Source organism: Nonomuraea sp. NPDC049419, assembly GCF_040676995.1.
In the GTDB taxonomy this organism is placed as follows: Bacteria; Actinomycetota; Actinomycetes; order Streptosporangiales; family Streptosporangiaceae; genus Nonomuraea; species Nonomuraea salmonea.
The window spans coordinates 25,611-50,227 of the sequence record NZ_JBFAQB010000016.1; the positions used below are offsets into that span (position 1 = coordinate 25,611).

Annotated in this window: 23 protein-coding genes and 1 pseudogene; 13 read left to right on the forward strand and 11 right to left on the reverse strand. The window is 72.1% G+C overall.

Annotation, left to right across the window (positions count from 1 at the left end; translation table 11 throughout):
- Positions 1 to 16: 16 nt before the first annotated feature.
- From pepN to AB0K12_RS34650, 3 genes are all read left to right on the forward strand, one after another.
- Positions 17 to 2,560, forward strand: coding sequence for an aminopeptidase N (gene pepN / locus AB0K12_RS34640; RefSeq protein WP_364570928.1), 2,544 nt, complete (start codon positions 17 to 19; stop codon positions 2,558 to 2,560).
- A gap of 84 nt (positions 2,561 to 2,644) precedes the next feature.
- Complete coding sequence (locus AB0K12_RS34645) at positions 2,645 to 3,934, forward strand: protein kinase (RefSeq protein ID WP_364570930.1); 1,290 nt, start codon at positions 2,645 to 2,647, stop codon at positions 3,932 to 3,934.
- A gap of 150 nt (positions 3,935 to 4,084) precedes the next feature.
- Positions 4,085 to 5,035 carry a hypothetical protein gene (locus tag AB0K12_RS34650; RefSeq protein ID WP_364570932.1) on the forward strand — a complete coding sequence of 317 codons (951 nt, stop codon included), beginning with the start codon at positions 4,085 to 4,087 and terminating at the stop codon, positions 5,033 to 5,035.
- 153 nt (positions 5,036 to 5,188) lie between these two features.
- Here AB0K12_RS34650 and AB0K12_RS34655 read toward each other — a convergent pair whose 3' ends face one another.
- The 3 genes from AB0K12_RS34655 to AB0K12_RS34665 form a co-directional block, all read right to left on the reverse strand.
- On the reverse strand, positions 5,189 to 5,551 hold the full coding sequence (locus AB0K12_RS34655) for a TPM domain-containing protein (RefSeq protein ID WP_364570934.1): 363 nt from the start codon (positions 5,549 to 5,551) through the stop codon (positions 5,189 to 5,191).
- Positions 5,552 to 5,675: 124 nt separating this feature from the next.
- Positions 5,676 to 5,963 (reverse strand): hypothetical protein, encoded by a 288-nt coding sequence (locus AB0K12_RS34660; protein WP_364570936.1) that lies wholly within the window; start codon positions 5,961 to 5,963, stop codon positions 5,676 to 5,678.
- Between the two features lie 52 nt (positions 5,964 to 6,015).
- A complete protein-coding gene (locus tag AB0K12_RS34665) occupies positions 6,016 to 7,422 on the reverse strand; it encodes an amidase (protein ID WP_364570938.1) in 1,407 nt (468 codons plus the stop codon).
- 140 nt (positions 7,423 to 7,562) lie between these two features.
- Here AB0K12_RS34665 and AB0K12_RS34670 point away from each other — a divergent pair, with 140 nt between their 5' ends.
- From AB0K12_RS34670 to AB0K12_RS34690, 5 genes and pseudogenes are all read left to right on the forward strand, one after another.
- Complete coding sequence (locus tag AB0K12_RS34670) at positions 7,563 to 8,390, forward strand: nuclease-related domain-containing protein (protein WP_364570940.1); 828 nt, start codon at positions 7,563 to 7,565, stop codon at positions 8,388 to 8,390.
- Positions 8,391 to 8,542: 152 nt separating this feature from the next.
- Positions 8,543 to 10,381: a dihydroxy-acid dehydratase gene (ilvD, locus tag AB0K12_RS34675; protein ID WP_364570942.1), complete on the forward strand. Its 1,839-nt coding sequence runs from the start codon at positions 8,543 to 8,545 to the stop codon at positions 10,379 to 10,381.
- Positions 10,382 to 10,505: 124 nt separating this feature from the next.
- Complete coding sequence (locus tag AB0K12_RS34680; protein WP_364570944.1) at positions 10,506 to 10,949, forward strand: hypothetical protein; 444 nt, start codon at positions 10,506 to 10,508, stop codon at positions 10,947 to 10,949.
- Positions 10,950 to 11,015: 66 nt separating this feature from the next.
- The gene (locus AB0K12_RS34685; protein ID WP_364381371.1) at positions 11,016 to 11,519 is read left to right on the forward strand and encodes a WYL domain-containing protein; all 504 of its coding nucleotides are present in this window, start codon (positions 11,016 to 11,018) and stop codon (positions 11,517 to 11,519) included.
- Between the two features lie 72 nt (positions 11,520 to 11,591).
- A pseudogene (locus AB0K12_RS34690) lies at positions 11,592 to 12,275 on the forward strand (serine hydrolase); the annotation flags it as partial.
- A gap of 333 nt (positions 12,276 to 12,608) precedes the next feature.
- Here the strand turns inward: AB0K12_RS34690 and AB0K12_RS34695 are convergent.
- The 3 genes from AB0K12_RS34695 to AB0K12_RS34705 form a co-directional block, all read right to left on the reverse strand.
- Positions 12,609 to 12,818, reverse strand: coding sequence for a zinc ribbon domain-containing protein (locus AB0K12_RS34695; protein ID WP_364571277.1), 210 nt, complete (start codon positions 12,816 to 12,818; stop codon positions 12,609 to 12,611).
- 18 nt (positions 12,819 to 12,836) lie between these two features.
- Positions 12,837 to 13,634 carry a GNAT family N-acetyltransferase gene (locus tag AB0K12_RS34700; protein WP_364570947.1) on the reverse strand — a complete coding sequence of 266 codons (798 nt, stop codon included), beginning with the start codon at positions 13,632 to 13,634 and terminating at the stop codon, positions 12,837 to 12,839.
- Positions 13,635 to 13,702: 68 nt separating this feature from the next.
- Positions 13,703 to 14,209, reverse strand: a complete 507-nt coding sequence (locus tag AB0K12_RS34705; protein WP_345409331.1) for an HNH endonuclease — start codon at positions 14,207 to 14,209, stop codon at positions 13,703 to 13,705.
- A 283-nt stretch (positions 14,210 to 14,492) separates the two neighbouring features.
- Here AB0K12_RS34705 and AB0K12_RS34710 point away from each other — a divergent pair, with 283 nt between their 5' ends.
- Positions 14,493 to 16,550, forward strand: a complete 2,058-nt coding sequence (locus AB0K12_RS34710) for a prolyl oligopeptidase family serine peptidase (protein ID WP_364570949.1) — start codon at positions 14,493 to 14,495, stop codon at positions 16,548 to 16,550.
- Between the two features lie 98 nt (positions 16,551 to 16,648).
- On the opposite strand, the gene purU is transcribed toward AB0K12_RS34710, so the two are convergent.
- The gene (gene purU, locus AB0K12_RS34715) at positions 16,649 to 17,503 is read right to left on the reverse strand and encodes a formyltetrahydrofolate deformylase (protein ID WP_355420149.1); all 855 of its coding nucleotides are present in this window, start codon (positions 17,501 to 17,503) and stop codon (positions 16,649 to 16,651) included.
- Between the two features lie 175 nt (positions 17,504 to 17,678).
- Between purU and AB0K12_RS34720 the strand changes: the two genes are divergently transcribed.
- The 4 genes from AB0K12_RS34720 to AB0K12_RS34735 are packed head-to-tail and all read left to right on the forward strand — an operon-like array spanning position 17,679 to position 20,164.
- Positions 17,679 to 18,629, forward strand: coding sequence for an inorganic phosphate transporter (locus AB0K12_RS34720; RefSeq protein ID WP_364570952.1), 951 nt, complete (start codon positions 17,679 to 17,681; stop codon positions 18,627 to 18,629).
- Positions 18,630 to 18,652: 23 nt separating this feature from the next.
- Positions 18,653 to 19,285: a DUF47 family protein gene (locus tag AB0K12_RS34725; RefSeq protein ID WP_355420143.1), complete on the forward strand. Its 633-nt coding sequence runs from the start codon at positions 18,653 to 18,655 to the stop codon at positions 19,283 to 19,285.
- Between the two features lie 22 nt (positions 19,286 to 19,307).
- On the forward strand, positions 19,308 to 19,646 hold the full coding sequence (locus AB0K12_RS34730) for a helix-turn-helix domain-containing protein (protein ID WP_364570954.1): 339 nt from the start codon (positions 19,308 to 19,310) through the stop codon (positions 19,644 to 19,646).
- On the forward strand, positions 19,643 to 20,164 hold the full coding sequence (locus AB0K12_RS34735) for an NUDIX domain-containing protein (protein WP_364570957.1): 522 nt from the start codon (positions 19,643 to 19,645) through the stop codon (positions 20,162 to 20,164). Before AB0K12_RS34730 ends, AB0K12_RS34735 begins: the two co-directional genes overlap by 4 nt.
- Before the next feature lie 12 nt (positions 20,165 to 20,176).
- Here the strand turns inward: AB0K12_RS34735 and AB0K12_RS34740 are convergent, their stop codons facing one another.
- From AB0K12_RS34740 to AB0K12_RS34755, 4 genes are all read right to left on the reverse strand, one after another.
- A complete protein-coding gene (locus AB0K12_RS34740) occupies positions 20,177 to 20,950 on the reverse strand; it encodes a hypothetical protein (protein ID WP_364570959.1) in 774 nt (257 codons plus the stop codon).
- A gap of 74 nt (positions 20,951 to 21,024) precedes the next feature.
- Entirely contained in the window at positions 21,025 to 22,170 is a 1,146-nt protein-coding gene (locus tag AB0K12_RS34745) for a pyridoxal phosphate-dependent aminotransferase (protein ID WP_364570961.1), read from the reverse strand.
- A 70-nt stretch (positions 22,171 to 22,240) separates the two neighbouring features.
- Positions 22,241 to 22,693 (reverse strand): hypothetical protein, encoded by a 453-nt coding sequence (locus AB0K12_RS34750; RefSeq protein WP_364570963.1) that lies wholly within the window; start codon positions 22,691 to 22,693, stop codon positions 22,241 to 22,243.
- 30 nt (positions 22,694 to 22,723) lie between these two features.
- Positions 22,724 to 24,442 (reverse strand): tetratricopeptide repeat protein, encoded by a 1,719-nt coding sequence (locus AB0K12_RS34755; RefSeq protein ID WP_364570965.1) that lies wholly within the window; start codon positions 24,440 to 24,442, stop codon positions 22,724 to 22,726.
- Positions 24,443 to 24,617: the final 175 nt, after the last annotated feature.

The window sequence follows — 24,617 nt, forward strand, 5'->3', positions numbered from 1 at the left end:
TGAAAAGGAGCGCAAGTTGGCAGGCAACCTGACCCGGGACGAGGCTCGTGAGCGCGCCCGGCTGTTGACGGTCGAGTCGTACGACGTGGCACTCGACCTGACCGAGGGGGACGAGCGCTTCGAGAGCGTCACGAAGGTCCGCTTCACCAGCACGGCCCCGGGGTCGTCCACCTTCATCGACCTGCACGGCGCCGAGGTCAGGCGGGTCACGCTCAACGGCGAGGACCTCGACGTCAGCGCCTATGACGCCGGGCAGGGGCGCTTCCCGCTGCCGTCCCTGGCCGCCGCCAACGAGCTCGTCGTCGACGCCCGCTGCAGCTACATGCGCACCGGCGAGGGCCTGCACCGCTTCGTCGACCCGGTCGACCAGAAGGTCTACCTGCACAGCCAGTTCGAGACGGCCGACGCCCACCGCATGTACGCCTGCTTCGACCAGCCCGACCTCAAGGCCGCCTTCAAGCTCACCGTGCTGGCGCCGGGCGACTGGGAGGTCGTCTCCAACGCCGCCGCCGAGACGGTGAGCGACGTGCCCGGGCAGACCGCCAAGCGGTGGGAGTTCCCGCCCACACCGGTCATGTCCACCTACATCACCGCGCTCGTCGCCGGGCCGTACCACAAGGTGACCTCCGAGCACGACGGCATCCCGCTCGGCATCTACTGCCGCGCCTCGCTCGCCGAGCACCTCGACGCCGACAACATCCTCGAGGTCACCCGGCAGGGCTTCGACTTCTTCCACCGCGTGTTCGGCGTGCGCTACCCCTTCGGCAAGTACGACCAGCTCTTCGTGCCCGAGTTCAACGCCGGCGCCATGGAGAACGCGGGCTGCGTGACGTTCCTGGAGGACTACGTCTTCCGCTCCCGCGTCACCGACGCCGTCGTCGAGCGGCGCGCCGAGACGATCCTGCACGAGATGGCCCACATGTGGTTCGGCGACCTCGTCACCATGCGCTGGTGGGACGACCTGTGGCTGAACGAGTCGTTCGCCACCTACATGTCGGTGCTCGCCCAGGCCGAGGCCACCCGGTGGGGCGGCGGCGCGTGGACGACGTTCGCGAACGTGGAGAAGGCCTGGGCCTACCGCCAGGACCAGCTGCCCTCCACCCACCCCATCTCCGCCGACATCCCCGACATGCAGGCGGTCGAGGTCAACTTCGACGGCATCACCTACGCCAAGGGCGCCTCCGTGCTCAAGCAGCTCGTCGCGTACGTGGGGCTGGACAACTTCCTGGCCGGCGTCCGCGACTACTTCGCCGAGCACGCCTGGGGCAACACCGAGCTGAAGGACCTGCTCGACGCTCTGGAGCGCACCTCCGGGCGCGACCTGTCGGCCTGGTCGAAGGAGTGGCTGGAGACCTCCTGGGTCAACACGCTGCGGCCGGAGTTCGAGGTGTCCGGAGGCCGCTTCACCAAGTTCGAGGTGCTGCAGGAGGCTCCCGCCGACTACCCGACGCTGCGCTCGCACCGCATCGCGATCGGCCTGTACTCGCTCTCCGGCGGCACCCTCACCCGCACCAAGCGGGTCGAGCTGGACGTCGTCGGCGGCCGTACCGAGGTGGCCCAGCTCGTCGGCGAGGAGCAGCCCGACCTGGTGCTGCTCAACGACGACGACCTCACCTACGCCAAGATCCGCCTCGACGACGCCTCGCTGCGCACGCTCGTCGACGGCGGCATCGCGAAGATCACCGAGTCGCTGCCGCGCGCCCTGTGCTGGTCGGCGGCCTGGGACATGACCCGCGACGGCGAGATGCCCGCCCGCGACTACGTCAAGCTCGTCGTCTCCGGCGCCGCCACGGTCACCGACATCACGGTCCTGCAGGCCGTGCTGCGCCAGGCCCGCCAGGCCGTGCAGCAGTACGCCGACCCGGCCTGGCAGCCCGAGGGGCTCGCGCTGCTGGCCACCGAGCTGCGCGCGCTGCTCGGCTCCGCCGCGCCCGGCTCCGACCACCAGCTCGCCTTCGTGCAGGCGTTCGCGGGCGTCGCCACCTCGGGCGGCGACCTCGACCTGATCCAGGGCATCCTCGACGGCGCCTCGGTGCCCGACGGGCTGGCCGTCGACACCGACCTGCGCTGGACGCTGCTGCAGGCGCTCGTCTCCGGCGGCCGGTGCGGCGAGGCCGACATCGAGGCCGAGCTGCGGCGCGACCCCACCGCCACCGGTGAGCGCTCGGCCGCCACGTGCCGGGCCGCCATCCCGACGGCCGGGGCCAAGGCGGCGGCGTGGGAGCGCATCGTGGGCGGCGAGCTGGCCAACCACATCGCCAGGGCCACCATCGGCGGCTTCCAGGACCCGCACCACATCGACCTGCTGGCGCCGTACAGGGAGAAGTACTTCGCCGAGGTCGGCCGCATCTACAAGGAGTGGACGTTCGACCAGGCCTCGACGTTCGCCGTCGGCTGCTTCCCCTCGTTCCTCATCGAGCCCGCCACGGTCGAGGCCGCCCAGCGCTTCCTCACCGAGGCGCAGCCGCCGCAGGCGCTGCGCAGGCTCATCCTCGAGGGCGCCGACGGCGTCGGCCGCGCGCTGCGCAACCGGGAGAAGGACGCCGCCGCGGCAGGTTGATCGGTCACAGCCGGTAGGTCTCCGTGGCCTACCGGCTACATCGAGTTGACGATGGCACCCCGGGTGCGGTGTTAGCCTCGAACGGTGCTAGGCGCGGGGACCACCCTCAACGACCGCTACGTGCTCGGCGACCGTCTCGGCGGCGGCGGCATGGGCGAGGTGTGGCGTGCCGACGACACCGTGCTCGGGCGCACGGTCGCGGTCAAGGTGCTGATGCCCGCGCTCAGCGAGGACCCGACCTTCATCCAGCGTTTCCAGAACGAAGCCAGGGCCATGGCCACGCTGCGCCACCCCGGCGTCGTCGACGTCTACGACTACGGCGTCTGCGAGGTCGAGGGGCGCCGGGTCAGCTTCCTGGTGATGGCCTACGTCGAGGGCGAGTCGCTCGACCGCGTGCTGCGGCGCGGGCCGCTCGGCGTCGAGACCACCATGCGGCTGGTCGCCGAGGTCGCCGACGCGCTGGCCGCCGCCCACGCCCAGGGCATCGTGCACCGCGACGTCAAGCCGGCCAACCTCATGGTCAGGGCCGGCGGCGGCGTGGTGCTCACCGACTTCGGCATCGCCCACTCCGCCTCGGCGGGGCAGCTCACGGCCACCGGCACCATGCTCTGCTCGGCCGGCTACTGCGCTCCCGAGATGGCCACCGCCAGCGACGTGACGCCCGCCGTCGACGTCTATGCGCTGGGGGTGGTGGCGTACGAGTGTCTGAGCGGGGAGCTGCCGTTCCAGGGCGACACTCCCGTACAGATCATCTTCAAGCACCTCAACTCCCCCGTGCCCCGGTTGCCCGACAGCGTGCCGCCCGGCCCGCGGCAGATCGTCACCAGGGCGCTGGAGAAGTCGCCCGACGCGCGCTGGCAGTCCGCGCCGCAGATGGCCGAGGCGGCGCGCAAGGCGCTGAGCGCTCCCCGCGAGCTGCCCGCGCCGCGGCGCCGCAACAAGACGCTGCGGGCCGGGCTCACCATGCTCATCGCCGTCATCGTCACCGCCGTCGTGGCCGGGACCGTGTGGTGGCGTCCCGCCGAGCCGACCAGCGGCGGCGCCAACGTCTCGCCGCCCACCTTCCTCGGCACCCCGGTCGACATCGTGCCTCCCACCCCGACGGCCACCCCCAGGCGCCCCACGGCCCAGCCCGTCCGGCGCTCCCCCACCCCGAAGCCGTCAGCGACGAGCACCCCCGTGCCCAGCGTCTCCCACCCGACCACCACCCCCACCACCCCGACCCGCACCCCCAGCTCCCCGCCCACGACGCCGTCCGAGCCGACACCGACGGAGGAGCCGACGACCCCGCCTGGCCCGGAGGAGCCGACGTCGGAGCCCACGGTCAGCAAACCGACGGGCGACATCCAGTGCATCCGCGCCCCCTGCCCCTGACCGGGCCGCCGGCCGGGCCTGTCGCCGACTCTGGCCAGCTCCCCGCCCCTTTTCTCCGCCCTGCTCCTGCTCTTCGCGGGTGAGTTGCGGGGCTGGGGGATCGAGGGGTGCATGTCCGTCATCGGGCGCTGATCGTGAGAAAGTCGTCGCGTGGACTCGACTCGTGACCTGTTCATCGCCCTTGCCCGTCGTTACGCCTTCGCCGATCTCGGTGCGCTCGCGCCCGCCGGGGAGATCGAGGAGGTGTGCGAGTTCGGGCACCGGTTGCTTTCGCTGGACGCCGAGGACTTCGCGGCCGAGGCGCGGGTGGTGCCCGCCGACCTGCGGCGGCGTGCCCGGGCTTGCCACATGCCGCAGACACCGCGCGAGCAGCCGCGCGGCGCGCTGGAGTCGCTGCGGCCCGCGTACGGGCTGCTGCTCGAGGTCATCGCGGCCCGGTGGCACCGGCGCGAGCTCAGCCCGATGATCGCGGCCGTGCACATCGCCAGCGAGTACCTGCCGTTGCTGGCCTTCGAGCCGCAGCTCGGGCACGCAGGCGATCCGGCGCGCTGGCCTGAGGGGCTGAGCGCGGTGGGCAGCCGGTTCGGGGTGATCGGGGATCGGGAGTGCGATCACACCAAGTCCGAGCAGTCCGCCACCAACCGGACGTTGCGCGTTTCCGTGGAGCCGGCCGAGGGGTGGCGGGCGTACTTCGACCGGCAGCACAGCCAGGTCGCCGGGGCGCTGGCCGTGTGCGTGGCCACCTGCCGCAACCCCTGCACGGCCATGGACTGGATCGATCCCGAGCCGCGCGCCGACCTGGAGACGCGGGCCCGTACGGCGCTGACCTTCGCCGAGACCCCGCTCGTACGGCTGCGGCACGCGGCGCCGGTCGGGCACGGGTTCGGGGTGCCGTCCCCTGAGGAGGTGCTGGACGCCTGGGAGCGCAGCCGGGCCTCGCTCGACAAGAACGCGGTGGGTGCGGCGGCGCTCAAGGACGACGGGTTCCCGCTGCCCGGCCTGCCGTCGCTGTTCTCGGCGATCGCCGATGCGCCCATCGAGCCCGCGACTCTGCTGGAGGGCGTCAGCCGCCACATCGTCACCCTGCTCGAACGCCTATGACTGCGCTGCCTTCTCCGGCCCCGCTGCCACCCCTGGCCCCGCTTCCGGGAGGTGAGTGATCACTCCGGCGGGGCGGGGCGACCAGAGCGTGGACGTCTCGGCGGCGTGGGCGACCCCGCTGCGGCCGGCTTCGGCATGGCGGGGTGGGTGGGGTCAGCGGCGGGCGGTGGCGTGTTCGCCGAGGGCGGCGATGCCGTACAGGAGGCCGCCCGCGAGGTCGCCGACGCTGAATGCGGTGGCCATCGACATCGCGACCAGTCGGCAGGCGCCGTCGCTCAGGCGGCGCCGCGCGTTCGCGCCGGTGACGATCTCCAGGCCGCGTCCGGTCAGGTCGACGAAGATGACCACGGCGTCGGGGGCATCCGGGCCGAGTGCGGCGTGGAGGCGCTCGGCGAAGTGACGCCGGCCGCCGACGGGTTCGCCGATGAAGAGGCCGAAGCGCAGGCCGCTGCGCCGCTCGGCGGTGTGCAACGCCTGCCGGATGTCGTCGGCCTGTGCGGCGGTCAGTCCTCGCATGACGCACCTCGCCAGGTGGTGGGACGGGCGGCGATCAGCCCTCGGCCGGTGGCGAAGCGGGCTGCGGACAACCCTTCGCCGGTGGTGGCGCGGGTCAGGGATGTGGGGAGATGGGGCATGGGGGTCACCAGCCGGCGGAGGCGCCGCCTGTGCGGGCGCTGGGTTCGGCGGTTTCCGCGGCGGTCACCCAGTCGTGTTCTGGGACGTCGGCCCACTCCGGTACGCGGTCGGCCAGCACCAGGCCGGAGGTGCTCACCCCGCGTTCGCTCCGGGAGGGGCCGCCCAGCCAGATGGGGCCCGAGCGGGGCCGGGCGGGGCCGCGGCCGGGCAGCAGGACGAGCAGGGTGATCAGGACGAACAGCCCCATGGACGCCCCGATGAGGAGGAGCAGGATCTCTGCCGCGCTGTTCACAACAAGACCGTAATCCTCGCCGCCGGGTCCGGCCAGACCCGCCGCGGGTGTCTTACCAGACCGGGGGCCGCCGGGAGCCCCAGAAGCCGCCCCTGGCCGCCTCCACCTGCGCCGACAGGGAGATCAGCAGGCCCTCCTCACCGATCCGGCCGGCCAGCATGACGCCGATGGGCAGCCCGCCGGCGGTCCAGTGCAAGGGCAGGTTCACGGCGGGCTGGCCGCTGACGTTGTAGATGGCGGGAAAGGCGGCGAAGCGTTTCATCCGCTCGAACGTCTCCTCCGGGTCGTCCACGTCCTCGAACCAGCCGACGGGCCGGGGCGGCTGGGTGACGGTCGGGGTGAGGACGGCGTCGTAGGCGTTCGTGATCTCCAGGGCGGCGCGTGTGGCGAGCTGGAGCTGCGCCTGGGCCTGGAGGAAGCCGGGCGCCGAGGTGGCATGGCCGCGCCGGCGCAGCCAGCGGGTGAGTGGCCGCAGCAGGTGCTCGTTCTCCTCGGGTACGGGGTGCATGCAGGCGAAGGCGTACCAGAGGGTGACGAACGTGGGCACCACGTCGGGCCCGAAGGGGCGGGGGATCTCGACGACGTCGTGGCCGAGGTCGGCGAGGGTCTTGGCGGCCTCCTCGTACGCGACCAGCACCTCGGCGTCGACCTCCGCCTCCGGCACGACGGGCTCGGCGTAGCGGGCGATGCGCAGCCGGCCGGGTTCGCGGAAGGCGCAGGAGAGGAACGTGCCCTCGTGCGGCGGCGCCAGGTAGAGGTCACCGGGCGTGTTGTGGGCCATGACGTCGAGCAGGGCCGCGGCGTCGGCGACGGTACGGGCGATGGGCCCGTTCGTGGACAGACCGGCGAGGTCGGGGATGATCGGCGCGAAGCTGATGCGCCCGCGCGTGGGCTTGATGCCGTACAGGCCGCAGACCGAGGCGGGGATGCGGATCGAGCCCGCGCCGTCGCTGCCGTGGGCGGCGGGGGCGAGCCCGGCGGCCACGGCCGCGGCCGCTCCCCCGCTGGATCCGCCCGCCGATGTGCGCGGATCCCACGGCGAGCGGGCGGGCGGCCCGACGGAGGTCTCGGTGTAGCAGGGCAGGCCGAACTCGGGGGTGGCGGTCTTGCCGAGCATGATCGTGCCGGCTGCCCGCAGGCGGGTGACGACGGTGTCGTCGACGGGCGCGACGAAGTCACGGTAGGTGGCCGAGCCGAAACCGATCGGCACGTCCTTCACCAGGTTAAGATCTTTGACCGGGATCGGCACTCCGCCGAGCGGCCCGTCGGGCGGCTCGCGTTCCAGGCTGCGTGCCTGGTCGAGTGCCTGCTCGCCGGTCACGGTCACGTAGGCGCCGATGTCCGGATCGATGCGTTCGATCCGGTCGAGGTAGTGCCGCGTGAGCTCGACGGGTGAGATGTCGCGCGAACGGATGGAGCGGGCTTGGTCGAGCGCGGACAGCTCGTGGAGTTCAGGCACGTTCGGAACCCTTGGGCATCTCTAGAGAAGAACAAAAGACATACCCCGAAAACATGCGTGGAACACGATGAGCCGGGCCATAAAACTATGGACACGACAACACTAGGAATCGATCGAAACCCCGGGCTACGGTGAGTTGCGTGGACTCCGACAACCAGCGTGAAGACGGTCACAACGCCTCACCCATCTGGGTGAGCGACCGGCCAGAAAGCGAGCAGACCGCCGCTGCGAGGCCTTCGGCGCCCACCTCCACGTACGCGCCGGTCGAGCGCGCGTCCGTGCGCAGCCTGCTGCAACAACCACGGGTCCGCCGCCTGCGCAACCGCGCTCTGGTGGCGGTGGCCGTCGGCCTTGCGGTGGGCTTCCTTGTGCGCGACTGGCGGATAGGGGTGACCGCGGGTGTGATCGCGGCCATCCTGGAGGCGGTCTACCGTTCGCGATCCCACTCGTCCGTGCCGGCGTGGCGGCGCTCGTCCGTCGCGGAGCGCCGCACCGAGGCGCAGTTGAAGAAGCTCGAACGCAGCGGCTACCGCACCTTGCACGCCCGCGCGATCCCCGGCAGCGAGGCGCAGATCGACCATCTCGTGGTGGGCCCGACCGGCGTCTACGCGGTCGACTCCGAGAAGTGGGATCGCCGGCTGCCCGTACGCGTGCAGATGGGGAAAAAGCTCTTCCACGGCCCCTTCGACATGAAGCCCCGGCTCACCGAGGCCAAGTGGGAGGCGTCGGAGGCGAGCAAGCTGATCAGCGAGTTGTTCGGCCGGGAGATCTCGGTCGTGCCGTCGCTGGCCATCTACGGCCCGCCGGTCCCGTGGAAGATCATGACCATCCGCGACGTGGACGTCTACCAGGGCGATCGCGCCCGTAAGTGGATCACCAAGCGCGAGCGGGCGCTGACCGCCGCCGAGATCGACCGCATCTACGACATCGCCGCGCAGGTGCTGCCGCCGCGCTACGGCGAGGGCTGACCGACCAGACGGCGACCGGCCGCGCGTCTCGATCATCGAGACGCGCGGCCGGCTTTTTCGCGTCTGGGGTGTCCGGCGTCTGGACAGTCGTCTCATTTACCGGGCGGTGGCCGTACCATGTGAAGACTCACTAAGCGATGGGAGAAGCGCCAATGCCCGCCCTCAGGTCACGTACAGTCACCCACGGCAGGAACATGGCCGGTGCCCGGGCCCTGCTCCGGGCGACCGGCGTAGCCGGGAGCGACTTCGGTAAACCCATCATCGCGGTGGCCAACAGCTTCACCCAGTTCGTCCCTGGCCACGTGCATCTGCGCGAGGTGGGCGACGTGGTGTCCGCGGCGATCAGGGAGGCGGGGGCGATCCCCCGCGAGTTCAACACGATCGCGGTCGACGACGGCATCGCCATGGGCCACGGCGGCATGCTCTACTCGCTGCCGTCGCGCGAGCTGATCGCCGACGCCGTGGAGTACATGGTCGAGGCCCACTGCGCCGACGCGCTGATCTGCGTCTCCAACTGCGACAAGATCACGCCCGGCATGCTGCTCGCCGCGTTCCGGCTGAACATCCCGACGATCTTCGTCTCGGGCGGCCCCATGGAGGCCGGCAAGACGCCCGGCAAGAAGCTCGACCTGATCGACCCGATGATCGCCTCCGCCGACGACTCCGTCTCCGACGCCGAGTTGCTGGAGATGGAGGAGAACGCCTGCCCGACCTGCGGCTCGTGCTCCGGCATGTTCACCGCCAACTCCATGAACTGCCTGACCGAGGCCATCGGCCTGGCGCTGCCCGGCAACGGCACCGTGCTGGCCACCCACAAGGCCCGCAAGCAGCTCTTCGAGGACGCCGGCCGGCAGCTCGTCGAGATCACCCGCCGCTACTACGAGGACGGCGACGAGTCGGTGCTGCCGCGCTCGATCGCCACCCGCGCCTCGTTCGAGAACGCGATGGCCCTCGACGTCGCCATGGGCGGCTCCACCAACACGATCCTGCACCTGCTGGCCGCCGCCCGCGAGGCGGAGGTCGACTTCGGGCTCAAGGAGATCAACGAGATCTCGCTGCGGGTGCCGTGCCTGTGCAAGGTCGCCCCGGCCACCGACAAATACCACGTCGAGGACGTCCACCGGGCCGGCGGCATCCCCGCCATCCTGGGCGAGCTCGACCGCGCCGGGCTGCTGCACCGCGACGTGCCCACGGTCACCGGCGGCACGCTGGCCGACGTGCTGGCGGCCTGGGACGTGCGCTCGCCGTCGGTCAAGCCCGAGGCCGTCGAGCTGTGGCACGCGGCGCCCGGCAACGTCCGCACGATCAAGGCCTACTCCCAGGACAACCGCTGGGACACCCTCGACCTCGACCGCGAGGCCGGCTGCATCCGCGACCGCGAGCACGCCTACACCGCCGACGGCGGCCTGGCCGTGCTCTACGGCAACATCGCGCGTGACGGCGCGGTCGTGAAGACGGCCGGCGTGGACGAGTCGATCTGGACGTTCAGCGGGCCGGCCGTGGTGTTCGAGTCGCAGGAGCAGGCCGTTGAGGGCATCCTCGGCGGGCGGGTCAAGGCCGGCGACGTGGTCGTCATCCGGTACGAAGGCCCCAAGGGCGGCCCCGGCATGCAGGAGATGCTCTACCCGACGTCCTTCCTCAAGGGCAAGGGCCTGGGCAAGGCGTGCGCGCTCGTCACCGACGGGCGCTTCTCCGGCGGCACCTCCGGCCTGTCCATCGGCCACGCCTCACCCGAGGCCGCCGAAGGCGGGGCGATAGCGCTGATCGAGGACGGCGACATCATCGACATCGACATCCCCAACCGGGGCCTCGAGCTGCGGGTGCCGGAGGACGAGCTGGCCAAGCGCCGCGAGCGGCTGCTGGCCGACCTGGGCGGTTTCCGGCCGCGCGACCGCAACCGGCCGGTGAGCGTGGCGCTGCAGGCGTACGCGGCGATGACGACGTCCGCCTCCACGGGCGCCTCCCGCGACCTGACGCAGCTCTCCCGCTGACAAACCGACACGGCCGACGAACCGACACGGCTGACAAACCGACATGAAGGACCCCCGTCGCGCCGCGGCGGGGGTTCTCTCGTCTCCCAGGAACCGATCCACGCGGTCCGGCATCTCATCACACATGAGGTCATATCTGCGGGCGAGCGCCTGGCTGGCCGTGTTCGTCGCAGGCGTGCCCGTGCTGTGGCTGGTCGCGGTGGTCGTCGCGTTATGGGGACGGCCGTGGGTGGCGTTCGCGGTGCCCTATGTGGGGTTGTTCGGCCTGGCCTTCCTCGTGGGGCTGATCCCCCTCGCGCTGCTGCGCTTCCGGCCGGACTGGCTGCGGGCGCTGGCGGCCGCCGCGGTCGTGTACGCGCTCGCGTCCTTCACGCCGGTGATCGCCGAGATGACGCGGTACCCGTACCACGTGGTCAGGTGCGGTGGCCTGCCGGTCGTCGCCTCCGGCTTCATGGCCGCCATGACCTACAACGTCCCCGGCGACGAGTTCTACGCGACGCCGCTGCAGGACAGGTTCTTCTGCACGAAGGAGGAGGCCCGAGCCGCCGGATACCGCCACTACCCCTGACACGAGGGGGGTGTCCTTCCGGACAGGTTTTCGAAAAATGTCGGTCGTCATCTCTATTGTTGGGGTATGACGACAGTCGTGAAGCACGATACTCGCCCGCTGACGACCGCCGAGATCGCCGCACTCGCACTCTCCCTCGCCCACCTCGGAGCGGGGCCCCAGGCCGTCACCGCACGGCGTGGCCTGCAGCACGCATTCGAGCACCTCGACCTCGACGACGACGTCATTGCCACCACGCTCACGACCCTCACCGAGCCGCTGCCGGCCGACGTCGCCGCGCGGGCCAGGCTCATGGCCGACGCCATCACCAGCCGGCTCAACGTCCGCCTGCACTACCGCGACGCCTCCGGACGCGTCACCGCGCGTGACGTGGAGCCGGTGACGTGCCTGGTGCACCGCGAATACTGGTACCTCGTCGGCGTGTGCAGGATGCGCCGGGCGATCAGGGCGTTCAGGTTCGACCGGATCATCGCGGTCGAGCCGACGCTCACGCCGTCCAGGCCGCACCTGGCCGACCGGTTCCTGCCGTTCCAGCGCCGCAAGCGGCGCGCCTCCAACACAGCTGCCTGAGCCGGGAGAACTGGCCGGGGTTTGACTCCGCTCGCCCCGGCCGTTGGGGTGGCGGCTGGCAGGCTCCCGCACATGCGCGTACGGGAGTTGTCGCTGTTCGCCGCCCTGCTGGTCACCCTCCCAGGCGGGGCCGGGCCGCCTGAGCCGCCCCCGAGCCTTCCTGTCCGGTACGTCCCCGAACCGGGCGAGGGTTCGCCGCCCACCGACGTGTGGCGAGCCCTCGACCTCAAGCTGGGGCGCTACCTGAGCGGGCGGCCGGGACGGGCCGCGCTGGCCGTCCACGACCGCACGACAGGCGTCAGGTACGCCTACCGCGAGCGCGCCTCGTTCCTGCTGGCCAGCGTGGCCAAGGTGGACATCCTGCTGGCGTTCCTGCTGGACGGGCACGGCCGGCGGCTCAGCGCGCGCGAGCGGCGGCTGACCTCGCGGATGATCCGGCAGAGCGACAACGACTGCGCCCGCGAGCTGTACGCGGCGATCGGCGGCGCGCCCGGCCTGGCGCGGACGCTGCGCCGGCTGGGCGTGCGGCACACCACGCCCGGCGCGGACACGTCGTGGGGCTACACCCGCAGCCGGCCCTCCGACCAGGTGGAGGTGCTGGAGCGGCTGGTGGTGCCCGGCGGGCCGCTGCCCGACAGCGAGCGCCGCTACGCGCTGGAGCTGATGTCGTCGGTGGAGCCGGCGCAGGCATGGGGCGTCAGCGCGGCGGCTGCCGGCGGCGAGGTGGCGCTGAAGAACGGCTGGCTGCCCGCCGCGCGGCACGACGGGCTGTGGACGGTCAACAGCGTGGGCCGGGTCATCGTCGCCGGCCACGACCTGCTCATCGCCGTGCTGTCGGAGCGCAGCCCCACCATGGAGGCGGGCGTCACGACGGTCGAACGACTGTCGAGACTCGCGGTCACCGCCATCACGGAACAACCGACGGCGACAGGGCCAACGACAGGGCCGACGACAGGGCCGACGACAGGGCCGACGACAGGGCCGACGACAGGGCCGGCGACGGGAGAACCGGCGGCACCGCAGCCGACGACGGCGGGCGAGCCGCCGGCGCCAGGGCCGGCGGCACCGCAGCCGGCGGGCGGGGCGGGGCTAGGAGGCGCAGCAGCCACCGCCGCAGCAGCCACCGCCACCGCCGCCCCTGGGCGCGGCGGCGCTGCCCGTCATCGAGACGGTGGACAGCAGCTTCACCGTGTCGTCGTGCCCCTCGGGGCAGGCGGCCGGGGCGTCGGAGGCCGACATGGGACGGGACACCTCGAAGGTGGAGCCGCAGGCGCGGCACCGGAAGTCGTAACGCGGCATGCAGCCATGGTAACCGCGTCAGGCGTAGGCGACATGGGCGTAGTCGCCGACCGGTTCGTAGCCGATGGCCTGGTAGATGGCGTTGCTGGTGGGGTTGTCCAGGTCGGTGAAGAGCACGACCTGCACCTGGCGCTCGTCCGTCCCCGTACGGCTGGCGTACGCCGTGACGGCGGCCCCGTAACCGCGGCGGCGGCGTGAGGGCGGCGTGTAGACAGGACCGATGCGGCACACCCCGCCGCACGACGGCGAGAGCCCGGCCAGCGAGACGGGCGCGCCTTCGTCCTCCCACACGAACAGCTCCCTGCCCGCCAGCCGCCTGGCCACCCGCTCGACGACGTCGCCCTCCGGCATGCCGCTCTCTTCGCCGAAGGCGTGATACCAGCTCACCAGCAGCGGGAAGTCGCCGGGCACACAGGGACGGCCCTGCCCGGGAACGTCGGGGACGGTGAGCGTGCCGAGGCGGTAGAGCCGCTCCGACACCACCCGCGCGGGCTCACCGAGCAGCCGGACGGCCGCGTCGACCACGTCGAGCGGCCCGACCAGCACCGGCAGGTCGCCGCCGAGCGCGTCCACCAGCGGGGCGACCGCCTCGACGGGCACCGAGAAGAGCCCGACGGGATGCGGCGGCGTACGGAAGACCGCCCCGCGCACCTCGCCGCCGGCCGACCACCAGCCGAAGAGCGGATCCTTGGCCGGCATGCCGGCCCGCAGACCGGCCAGCACCGTCAGCGGGACGGTGTTGCGCACCGGGTCGCCGAGCAGGAACGGCTCGGCGACCGCGGCGTACGCCTCGACGTCGGAGGTGAAGGTCCACATGCCTGTCCATGCTGTCAGGCGGTGGCCTCCACCATCAACGCCGCACTCGACGCCGTTTCACACCCGGCTCATGCGGCCGCTTCGAGGTAGGGCGCCCATTGCGGGTCGCCGACGAGCGAGGCGCCGATGAGCCGCCAGTGGGCGCCCCGTGGCACCGCGGGGTGCACGCGCAGCGTCCACCCCAGCTCCTCCAGATACTTGTCGGCCTTCCTGTGGTTGCACGTGGTGCACGAGGCGACGCAGTTCTCCCAGGTGTGGGCGCCGCCCCGCGACCGGGGGATGACGTGGTCGATCGTCTCGGCCTTCTGCCCGCAGTAGGCGCAGCGGTAGTCGTCGCGCCGCATGAGGGCGGCCCTGGTCAGCGGAATGCGGGAACGGTAAGGGATGCGGACATATCTTCGGAGCCTGATGACCGAGGGCACGTCGAGCGTGCGGCTCGCGGAGCGCAGCACCGCGCCCCTGCCGTCGCGGTGGACGACCTCGGCCTTGTCACGCAGCACCAGGACGATGGCCCGGTGCAGCGACAGGGTGGTCAACGGCTCATAGGTGGCATTCAGCAGCAGGACCTGGCGCATCATCGGGCCTCTCCCTGCCGCGCGCGTATCAAAGGGGACATGCCGCGGCATGTCCCGACTGTCGGCCCCTCCTGGGGCACTCGTGCTTCCGTCACGTGGACCTCCGCCGGACGGTCCGACGGGTGGTCACCACGGCACCGTCCTGTCACCAAGTCTGGCGTTTGCACCGCGGTCCCCGCCACCCCAAAAATCTCTGCCCGGAATGACCAGAGGGACGCACGGTACGTTTTATGCCCGCTCGACCAGCACTTTACGCATGCCCGTTGGCAGTAGGGTTCGGTCCATGACGCGAGAGCCGTACCCGAGCGCACGCCGCGAAGACACCGTCGACATCCTGCACGGAACCCCTGTCCCCGACCCCTACCGCTGGCTCGAGGACCCGGACAGCCCCGAGACCAAGGGGTGGCTGGACGCGCAGGCCGAGCTCTATGCCAGGGAGCGGGGGCCGCAGCGGTTCAAGAGCCGCATCGCCGAGCTGCTCAGGTCGGGCTCCGTGGGGGCGCCTGCCTGGCGTGGTGAGCGTCGCTTCTTCTCCCGCCGCACGCCGGACCAGGAGCACGCGGTCTACTACGTGGTCGATCCCGACGGCACCGAGCGCGCGCTGATCGACCCGATGGAGCTCGACCCGTCCGGGCTGACCACGCTCGACGCGGTGCAGCCCGACAAGGAGGGGCGGCTGCTGGCGTACCAGATCTCGGTGGGCGGCGACGAGGAGTCGGTGCTCTACGTGATCGACGTCGCGACGGGCGCTCGCGTCGAGGGACCGATCGACCGCTGCCGCTACTCCCCCGTGGCGTGGCTGCCGGGCGGTGAGGCGTTCTACTACGTGCGCAGGCTGCCCGGCATCGAGGTGCCCGAGGACGAGCGGCAGTTCCACCGCCGCGTCTACCTGCACCGCGTCGGCACCTCCACCGAGGACGACGTGATGATCTTCGGTCAGGGCATGAAGATGACCAACTACTACGGCGTGTCGGTCTCCCGCGACGGCCGCTGGCTGCAGGTGTCGGCGTCCGAGGGCACCGCGCCGCGCAACGACCTGTGGGTGGCCGACCTGACCGAGTCGCCGATCGACCGGCCTGAGCTGCGGGTCGTGCAGGAGGGCGTGGACGCGCAGACGGGGCTGGTGTTCGGCCGCGACGGCCGGCTCTACGTGCACACCGACCGCGACGCGCCGCGCGGCCGGGTCTGCGTCACCGACCCCGCCGAGCCTGGCTACGAGAGCTGGCGCGACCTCATCCCCGAGGACTCCGAGGCGGTGCTGACCGACTTCGCGATCCTCGACGACCTCGACCGCCCGGTCATGCTGGTCGGCTGGACCCGCCACGCCATCAGCGAGATCACCGTGCACGACCTCGCGACGGGCGAGCGCGTCGGCGAGGTGCCGACGCCGGGGCTGGGCTCGATCGGCGGCATCGTCGAGCGTCCTGAGGGCGGCCACGAGGCGTGGTTCGGCTACACCGACAACACCACGCCGCCGAACGTGCAGCGCTACGACGCGCGGACGGGCGAGACGACGCTGTGGGCGGCCTCGCCGGGCGTGGTGGAGGTGCCGCCGGTCCGCACGCAGCAGGTGGTCTACCGCTCACAGGACGGCACCGACGTCCGCATGCTGATCATCTCGCCCGAGGGCGAGGCGTCCGGCCCGCGGCCCACCATCCTCTACGGCTACGGCGGCTTCGGCCTGTCCATGACGCCCGGCTACTCCGCCACGATCCTCGCCTGGGTGGAGGCCGGCGGCGTCTACGCCATCGCCAACCTGCGCGGCGGCGGCGAGGAGGGCGAGGAGTGGCACCGCGCGGGCATGCTGGCCCACAAGCAGAACGTGTTCGACGACTTCCACGCCGCCGCCGAGCACCTCATCGCCACCGGCGTCACCACGCGCGAGCAGCTCGGCATCTCCGGCGGCTCCAACGGCGGCCTGCTGGTGGGCGCCGCGCTGACGCAGCGCCCCGACCTGTACGCGGCCGTGGTCTGCTCGGCCCCGCTGCTCGACATGGTCAGGTACGAGAAGTTCGGCCTCGGCGCCACCTGGAACGTCGAGTACGGCTCGGCCGACGACCCCGAGCAGTTCGGCTGGCTGCACGGCTACTCGCCCTACCACCACGTCAAGGAGCAGGTGGCCTACCCGGCGACGCTGTTCACGGTCTTCCAGTCCGACACCCGGGTGCACCCGCTGCACGCGTGGAAGACGTGCGCGGCGCTGCAGCACGCCTCGACGTCCGACCGGCCGGTGCTGCTGCGCAACGAGGCCGAGGTGGGCCACGGGGCCCGCGCGGTGAGCAGGTCGGCGGATCTGTGGGCCGACACGCTGACCTTCCTCGCCAAGCACACCGGGCTATAGCCTCGAAGGCATGAGCGAGCCGGGGACGGTCATCGTCGAGGCCGCCCCCTCCTCGCGTACGCCTGCACCGACCCCTGGTTCTTCCGGACGTACCGGCCCTAGCGCGGGAAGATGATCGTCTTGTGGCCGTCGAGCAGCACCCGCTGCTCGGCGTGCCATTTGACCGCCCTGGCCAGCGTCACGCACTCGACGTCGCGCCCCATCGCCACCAGGTCCTCGGGCGAGTGGCTGTGGTTGACCCTGACCACCTCCTGCTCGATGATCGGGCCCTCGTCGAGGTCGGCCGTCACGTAGTGGGCGGTCGCGCCGATGAGCTTGACGCCGCGGTTGTGGGCCTGGTGGTAGGGCTTGGCGCCCTTGAACGACGGCAGGAACGAGTGGTGGATGTTGATGGCCCGGCCCGCCAGCTTCGCGCAGAGCTCCTCCGACAGCACCTGCATGTAGCGGGCCAGCACCACCAGATCGACCTGATAGTGCTCGACCAGCGCCATCACCTCGGCCTCCTGGCGCGGCTTGGTCTCGGGGGTGACCGGCAGGTGGTGGTAGTCGATGCCGTTGGACTGCGTGAGCGGGCGCAGGTCGGGGTGGTTGGAGACGACGGCGGCGATCTCGATGTCGAGCGCACCCGACCGTACGCGGTAGAGCAGGTCGTTGAGGCAGTGGTCGAACCTGCTCACCATGATGAGCACGCGCGGCTTGCGCGCGACGTCGCGCAGCCTGAACTCCATCGCGAAGTCGGGCGCCAGCGCGGCGAACGCGGCGTTGAGGTCGTCCTCGCCGAGCGGCGAGGAGAACTGCACGCGCATGAAGAAGCGCTGCCCCACCCTGTCGCCGAACTGCTGGCTCTCGATGATGTTGCAACCGCGTCCGGCGAGCAGGCCGGAGACGGCGGCCACGACACCGGGCCGGTCGGGACAGGACAGCGTCAGGATGTATTCGGCGGGGCTGGTCATCGCTTCACTCTCGGGCTGTGGGCGGTCACGTCGAGGGTACCTGGGAAGTCTTCGAGCAGTGATGCTGTTAGTTGCGTTTCAGGGTAGTTAGTCGGTTGCAACCCGGCCCGATACCGTAGGTGACCTCTAGGATGTCCCGCCGCAGGCAGGCGGGGCGGAGATGGAGCATGTGCCTTTGGAAGCCGTCGTACTGTTCGTGGTGGCCGGTCTCTTCGCCGTCGTGTCGGGGATCAATGACGGAGGCGCGCTCGTCGCGACAGGGCTCAAGCTGCCGACCGTGCGACCGGTGACCGGGGTGCTCGTCCTCGTCGTGGCCGTGGCCATCGTGCCGCTGCTCACCCATCAGGTGGCGCTGACGTTCGTCAACCGGTTGGCCTCCTTCGACGAGCCGGGCGCGCGCATCGCGATGACGATCGCGGTCGTCGCGGCGCTGATCGTGGTGACCACGCTCAGCGCGAAGGGCCGCCCGACCAGCCTCACCCTGGCCGTCGTCGGCGGGCTCACCGGAGCCGGCCTCGGCTGGGGGCTGCCGGTCTCCGGCAGCTCGGTCGCGCTGGTGCTGGCGTTCGGCGTCGCGGCGCCCATCGTCGGCGGGCTGCTGGCATGGGTGCTGATCCGGGTGCTGGTCGCCGCCACCACGGCCCGCGGGCTGTGGCGCTGGCACTGGGCCGGGTTCCTGCTGCAGACGCTGGCGTACGCCTCCAACGACGCCCAGAAGATGCTGGCCGTGTTCATGGTCGCGGCCGGGTTCACCGGGGCGCCGGTCACGTACACGGTGCTCGTCGCCGTGCTGTTCGGCATCGGCACGATGTACGGGCTGCCGAGGGGCGGCCGCACGCTGAGCAGGGAGATCATCGTCTCCCGGCCCGCGCACGGCGTGGCCGCCGAGCTGTCGGCGGGCACGGCGGTGATCGCGTCGGCGGCGGCCGGCATGCCGGTGAGCATGACCCAGGCCATCGCGGGCGCGCTCATCGGCGCGGGCGTGGCGCAGGGCGGCGGGCGGGTGCGCTGGTACGCCGCGGGCAAGATCGTGGCGGCCTGGTTGCTGACGCTGCCGGCCAGCGGGCTCCTCGGGTGGGGACTCGCTCTCCTGATGAAGGGATTCGCGGGCGTGAGGTGGACGTGACGGTCTTCTTAGTGGGAGGTGCCGTGAAGCGACTGAGGCGGATCAAGGACCTCATGACCGGGCGCATGGACAGTGCGCTCACCGAGGCGTTGCTGGGCCAGCTCGAGGCCACGAAGGAAGGCGCGTGGCTGGCCATGGCGATGATCGGCGGTGAGGTCGGCAGGACGGGCGCGCACGAGCAGATGCGCTCGATCGAGCACCTCGGCGACGAGGAGCGGGCCCGCCTCATCGACGAGCTCAAGACCGCCCTCGTCACCCCCATCGACAGGGAGGACCTGTTCCGGCTCTCGCGCTCGATCGACGACGTGCTCGACTCGCTGCGCGACTTCGTCCGCGAGTCGCACCTCTACCGGGTGCCCGACCAGATCCGCTTCACTCCCCTGCTCGACCAGGTCATCGTGGGCATCGACGCGCTGGAGAACGCCGTGCGCGACCTCGCCTCCCGGCCGTCCGTGGTCGCCCAGGACGCGCTCGAGGCGAAGAAGGCGGGCGGGGCGATCAGGCGGATGTACCAGTACGAGATCTCCCGCATCTTCTCCGGCGAGCTGACCGCCGAGGCCATGAAGCAGCGCGAGCTGGTGCGCCGGCTGGAGATCGTGGGCGTGGCCATCGGCGAGGCGGCGGACGCGATCGCCGACGGCGCCATGAAACGGTGACCAGGTAGGATGTTCGACTGTTATGGAACAACACGTCCGGAGCAGGACCCGCGGCCTCACGCACACCGCGCCCGCCGAGGTCACGCTCCAGGCCGCCCTCGACGCGCTCGCCGACCCGATCCGCCGGCGCATCGTGCGTGAGCTGGCCGGGGTGCCCGACTGGGAGCGGCCCTGCGGCACGTTCAACCACCTGCCGGTCGCCAAGTCCACGCTCAGCCACCACTTCGCCGTGCTGCGCGGCGTCGGGCTGCTGGAGCAGCGCGACGAGGGGGCGCGGCGGCTCAACCGGCTGCGCCGGGCGGAGTTCGACGAGCGGTTCCCCGGGCTGCTGGCGCTGGTCGTCGGCGAGGAGGGGTCGTGAGCGACGTCCAGGACACTCCCGCCGCGCGGGTCGTCTGCCTCGACCGTGACGGCCGGGTGCTGCTCATGCACTGGTACGACCGGGTCGCCGGCGCCGACCTCTGGGAGCCGCCCGGTGGCCGGCTCGAGCCCGGTGAGACTCCGCTCGACGCCGCCAGGCGCGAGCTGACCGAGGAGACCGGGCTGCCCGGCGCGGCGGTGTCGGAGCGGATGGTCGAGGTCGAGCGCGACTTCACCTGGCTCGGTGTCCGTTACGTCCGGCGTGAGCCCTTCTACCTGGCCCGCTTCGACGAGGCCCGCCCCGAGGTGGTGCCCGACGCCCTGACCGACGAGGAGCAGGCCGGCCTCCTCGGTCACGTGTGGGCCGAGGACCTGCCCGAGACCGTCGACCCGCCGCACCTCGCCGAAATCGTCGCACTGCTCACCCGCGACCCCGGCGAGCCTGAGGCCCAGCGGCTCACCCGCGACCCCGGCGAGCCTGAGGCCCAGCGGATCTCCCCCGGCCCCCGGCGAGCTTAGGTCCGAGCGCGGTCAGCCGTGGCCCAGCTCGGCCATCATCCGCGTCATGAGGCCGCGCAGCAGCTCGCCCGCCACCTTCTCGTGGCGGTCCTCCACCGACAGGCCCGTGGTGACGCGCTCGCGGTAGACCTCGCGCTCGTGCGCGTCGGTGTAGGGCAGCGCGGTCATCGCGACGACGACGCTGACCCTGCTGCCCCCGTTGGGCAGGACGGCCACCGCGTGCGTACGCAGGCACGTCTCGTCGGGCCCGCCGTACCAGCCGCACTTGACCGCGGCGCCGGGCCGGCCCACGGCCGCGCGCGCCCCGAACGTCTGCGAGTCTGGCACCTCCGCCATCCAGCCGAGCACCGCCTCCGCCACCGGGTCGCCCGTCGCGGCGGCCTGGGCGAGCACCGCGTACGCGGCGGCCACCTCGCCCGCCGCGACCTCCACCGAGCCGAACCGCGACGGGTCGCCGTTGGGCGGCTCCCAGCGCACGCCGGTGCGCTCGCCCAGGTCGTCGAGGATGACGCGGGGCCCGACCGACAGCCACAGGCCGAGCGTGTCGGCGTTGGAGGAGACGACGACCGCGGGCTCGGCGAGCCTGCGCCACCGCTCGGAGTCGGCGATGCGGCCGGCCGCCACCCAGGCGTACAGCGGCTTGAGCAGGGAGGCGCAGCGCAGCCTGGTCAGCCCTGAGCCGACCGCGACCGTGCGGGGCGGCGGCCCGCCGTAGCCGCGCCTGATGCCCGCGGCCTGCGCGCCGGCGCCGTGATCGAGGTGGTCGAGCAGCTCGTTGAAGCTCACCCGCCAACCGTAGACCCACCGGCCGCCTGCTCCCGCCATGCCACACGCTCACTCCAGTGCCTCATTCCAGGGCCTCATTCCAGGGCGGCGGCGAAGCGGGAGCGCAGCTCGGACAGGCGCTTGACGGGCTCGTTGCTGAAGACCAGGCGGACGTAGCGGGGCGCCACGTGCTCGCCCCACGCCGTCATGGGGGTGGCGGCGATCCTGCCGCGTTCGAGGAGGCGGGCCGACAGCTCGGGCGCGGACAGGCCCATGGCGTCGGCGTCCACCAGGCAGGACCAGCCGCCGCCGGCCCGTACCAGCGGCAGGTGGGCGAGCTGCGCGGCCACCGTCTCGTGGCGCGCCTGGTACTCGGCCACCGCCTCGGCGACCCCCGACGGCTCCCTGAGCGCGGCGGCGGCGCCGAACTGGTGGAAACCGCTGGCCACGGTCGTGTTGTAGATGCCCGCGACCATGATCCGGGACATGATGCCGGCCGGGCCGGCCACCCAGCCGATGCGCCAGCCGATCATGCGGTACTCCTTCGACATCGAGCCGATGATGATCGTCCGCTCCCCCAGGCCGTCCACCCGGCACGGGTGGATCAGCGGGTGGCCGTCGAAGACGATGCGCTCCATGGCCGCGTCGTAGATCAGGTACGCGCCGGTGCGCTCGCACACCTGCGCCACCGCCGCCCAGTCGTCATGGTCGAGCACCACACCCGACGGCATCGACGGGCTCATCAGCAGCAGTGCCGCCGCCGTCCGCACCTGCGACAGCGCCTCGCGGTCGAGCCGCCAGTGGCCGTCGTGGACGCGCAGCGGCACGAGATGGGGGTTCGCGCCGGACAGGCGGACGCGCTGGAGCAGGCCCGCGTACGTCGGGTCGGTGAGCACCACCGGGTCGCCGGGCTCGGTGGTGGCGAGCAGCACCGGCATGACCGCCGACGTGCCGCCCGAGGTGATCGTGATCTGGCGCAGCGGGTCGTAACCGAGCCCGGTGCGCCGCCGCAGGTCGTCCGCGACGGCCTCGCGCAGCTCGGGCAGGCCGGTGAAGGGCAGCCAGCTGTTGCCCGTGCCCTCCTCCAGCGACCTCCGGGTGGCCTCGACGGCGGCGGGCGGCGGCGGGACGTCGGTGTCGAGGTTCTCCAGGCGCAGGACGTCGGGGTCGGCGCCGGCCTCGGCCGCCACCCGGTCGATGTCGAACGGCTGGACGTGCGCGAAACGGGAGTTGGGGCGCATGGCAGCACCTCCGTGAAGGATGGGGTTCCGTATACGGAACGTCCGCCATCAGGGGGCTGCTGTCAAGGGGTCACAGGTCGTACAGGGTGAGTGCGGCGGCCAGCGCGGCGGGTATCAGGGCGGCCACGACGGTGAACGCGGCGATCCGCGCCCCGCGCGCCGCCCTCGGCTCCGTCATCAGGGCCGCCAGCGCCCCCGCCGCCGCGAACGCAGCGCCGGTCGCCACCACGTGCGCGAGCGTGGACGTCCACGACGGCACGGCCTCCGCCGCGATCCTGATCACCACGAACGCCCCCACCGCGACCAGCGCCACCCGCCGCGCCGGCCGCACGTCCACCCGGTCCAGCGCGTACGCCGCCCCCGCCAGCCCGGCCAGGCTGATCACCACGAGCACGGCGATCGACGGCACCAGGCATCCCCGGTCCGCGCAGCCGACGCCCGTCCAGGCCAGCCGCACGCTCGCCCACCACCACACGCCGAGCACCGCGCACACCGCCGCGGCCCGCCCGATTCGCCCCGTCATGCCCCTCATGCTGCCACCCGGCGGCGGAAGTCAGGGCTGGGCGGCCCGGTGGTCGTCGGCCTCGGCCTCCGCGTGGCGGCCGAGGGTGCGCAGGGCGACGGCGCGGTTGGCGTACAGGTCGGGCTGGGGCTGCAGGGCGATGGCCCGGGTGAGGTCGGCGATCGCGCCCTCCAGGTCGCCGGTCGCGTAGCGCAGGATGCCCCGGTTGCCCCAGGCGGCGGCGAGGTCGGGGGCGCCTTCAACGGCGCGGTCGAGCGCGTCGGCGGCCTCGGCCATGCGGCCGGCGGCCGTCTCCAGCTGGCCGAGCACGGTGAGCAGGTGCGGGTTGCCGGGCGCGAGCGCCAGCCCCGCCTCGACGTCGGCCCTGGCGTCCTCGTCCCGGTCGAGCGCGGCCAGCAGGCCCGCGCGGTTGATGTAGGCGTCGAGGTAGGAGGGGTCGAGCTCGATCACGTGCCCCAGGTCGGCCAGGGCGCCGTCGGTGTCGCCCCGCACCGTACGCAGCTCCGCCCGGTTGTAGTACCCCTCGGGCAGCGGCGGCCCGGCGTCGATGGCGCGCTCGAAGTCGGCCAGGGCCTCGTCGTGGCGGCCGAGCCGGAAGAGCAGGTTGCCGCGTTCCAGGTAATAGTCGGGAAAGCCCGGGTCGAGGGCGATGGCGGCGGCGTAGTCCTCCAGCGCCTCCTTGACCTGCCCGCGTCCGGCCAGCAGCTGGGCCCTGTTGGCCAGCAGCACCATCCGGTGCACGGGGTGCCGCGGGCCGAGCTGCCCGGCCAGCTCGACGGCGGACTCGACGAGGGCCAGCGCGGCGTCCGCCCGGCCTTCGCGCAGCTCGACGAGCGCCAGCCCGTTGCGGTCGAAGCCGAGCTTGAAGGCACGTTCCGCGGGGTCGGGCAGCAGGCGGGAGATGGCGATGGCGAGGTTGAGCCAGGCACGGGCGCGGGTCAGGTCGCGCTGGGCGGGGTCGGGGTGGCGGGCGTCGAGCATGGCGGTGCCGTACGCGGCGGCGGCGTGCATGGCCGGGTCCTGGCTGGCCAGGCGTACGCGGTCCCAGAGGGCGCGGGCCTGCGCGGTGCGCCCGAGGCCGCCGAGTGCGGTGGCGGTGCGCTGCGCGAAGCGCCACCACGGGTCGCCGCCCGGCTCCGTGGCCGCCATGCCGAGCTCGCCCAGCTCGGCCACGGCGTGCAGGAACCCCTCGCGCATGCACCGGTCCACGAGCTCCCACAGCTCACCCGGGTCGCGGTGGTCCTGCGGAGGTTCAGGGCCGCCGGAGTAGACGGTGATCGCTAGGACTGCGGGCGGCACCCGCCGCATCAGCACGTCGATCAGCTCGGTGTCGGTGGGGTCGGCGGCGGCGGCGTTGCACACCATGACGGACGAACCCGGCGGCACGGCGTCGCGGACGAACTCGGCGATTCCGTTGGCCAGCCGCAGCGTACGGCGGGGCGCGGGGACGAGGATGCGCTCCTCGTCGGAGAGCCCGGCGTCGATCGTGCCCCTCAGCGCCTTGACCCGCGTCTTGACCAGGCCGGCCAGCTCGGGCGCCACCGCCAGGATCTCGATGTCGTGCGCGGCCACCAGATCGGGGAAGTCCCGCATGGCCGCCGGTACCAGGTGGCTCAGCAGGACGGCGGCGAAGGCGTAAGGGCCGCGCGGCCGTCGATGCGCGTCGATCATCGGCAGCTCCGGCCGCGCGGCCCCGGTTAGGACGGGTGGATCGCCCAGGACCTTGAGGTGGGACCTCTCCTCAGTCACCCCTTGTGAATGACGCTGGAGGTCCCTGCGAGCCTCGCGGTACCAGGCTTGCGGACGACGATGCGCTTCATGACGTGCCTCTCCACTCGGGGCTAATCACCCATTATTAGGGCACCTCACCGAATAGCAAGGTTTATTCCGAATAAGTGGGAGGCTAATGGATAAAATGCACTTG

Bases quoted from the DNA above. Each gene is read 5' to 3' on its own strand.
- AB0K12_RS34745 (WP_364570961.1), bottom strand. From the start codon at position 22,170: ATGCGCCCCAACTCCCGTTTCGCGCACGTCCAGCCGTTCGACATCGAC.
- AB0K12_RS34710 (WP_364570949.1), top strand. From the start codon at position 14,493: ATGACGCGAGAGCCGTACCCGAGCGCACGCCGCGAAGACACCGTCGAC.
- purU (WP_355420149.1), bottom strand. From the start codon at position 17,503: ATGACCAGCCCCGCCGAATACATCCTGACGCTGTCCTGTCCCGACCGG.
- AB0K12_RS34680 (WP_364570944.1), top strand. From the start codon at position 10,506: ATGAGGTCATATCTGCGGGCGAGCGCCTGGCTGGCCGTGTTCGTCGCA.
- AB0K12_RS34705 (WP_345409331.1), bottom strand. From the start codon at position 14,209: ATGCGCCAGGTCCTGCTGCTGAATGCCACCTATGAGCCGTTGACCACC.
- ilvD (WP_364570942.1), top strand. From the start codon at position 8,543: ATGCCCGCCCTCAGGTCACGTACAGTCACCCACGGCAGGAACATGGCC.
- AB0K12_RS34685 (WP_364381371.1), top strand. From the start codon at position 11,016: ATGACGACAGTCGTGAAGCACGATACTCGCCCGCTGACGACCGCCGAG.
- AB0K12_RS34695 (WP_364571277.1), bottom strand. From the start codon at position 12,818: ATGCCGCGTTACGACTTCCGGTGCCGCGCCTGCGGCTCCACCTTCGAG.
- AB0K12_RS34700 (WP_364570947.1), bottom strand. From the start codon at position 13,634: ATGTGGACCTTCACCTCCGACGTCGAGGCGTACGCCGCGGTCGCCGAG.
- AB0K12_RS34730 (WP_364570954.1), top strand. From the start codon at position 19,308: ATGGAACAACACGTCCGGAGCAGGACCCGCGGCCTCACGCACACCGCG.
- AB0K12_RS34655 (WP_364570934.1), bottom strand. From the start codon at position 5,551: ATGCGAGGACTGACCGCCGCACAGGCCGACGACATCCGGCAGGCGTTG.
- AB0K12_RS34750 (WP_364570963.1), bottom strand. From the start codon at position 22,693: ATGACGGGGCGAATCGGGCGGGCCGCGGCGGTGTGCGCGGTGCTCGGC.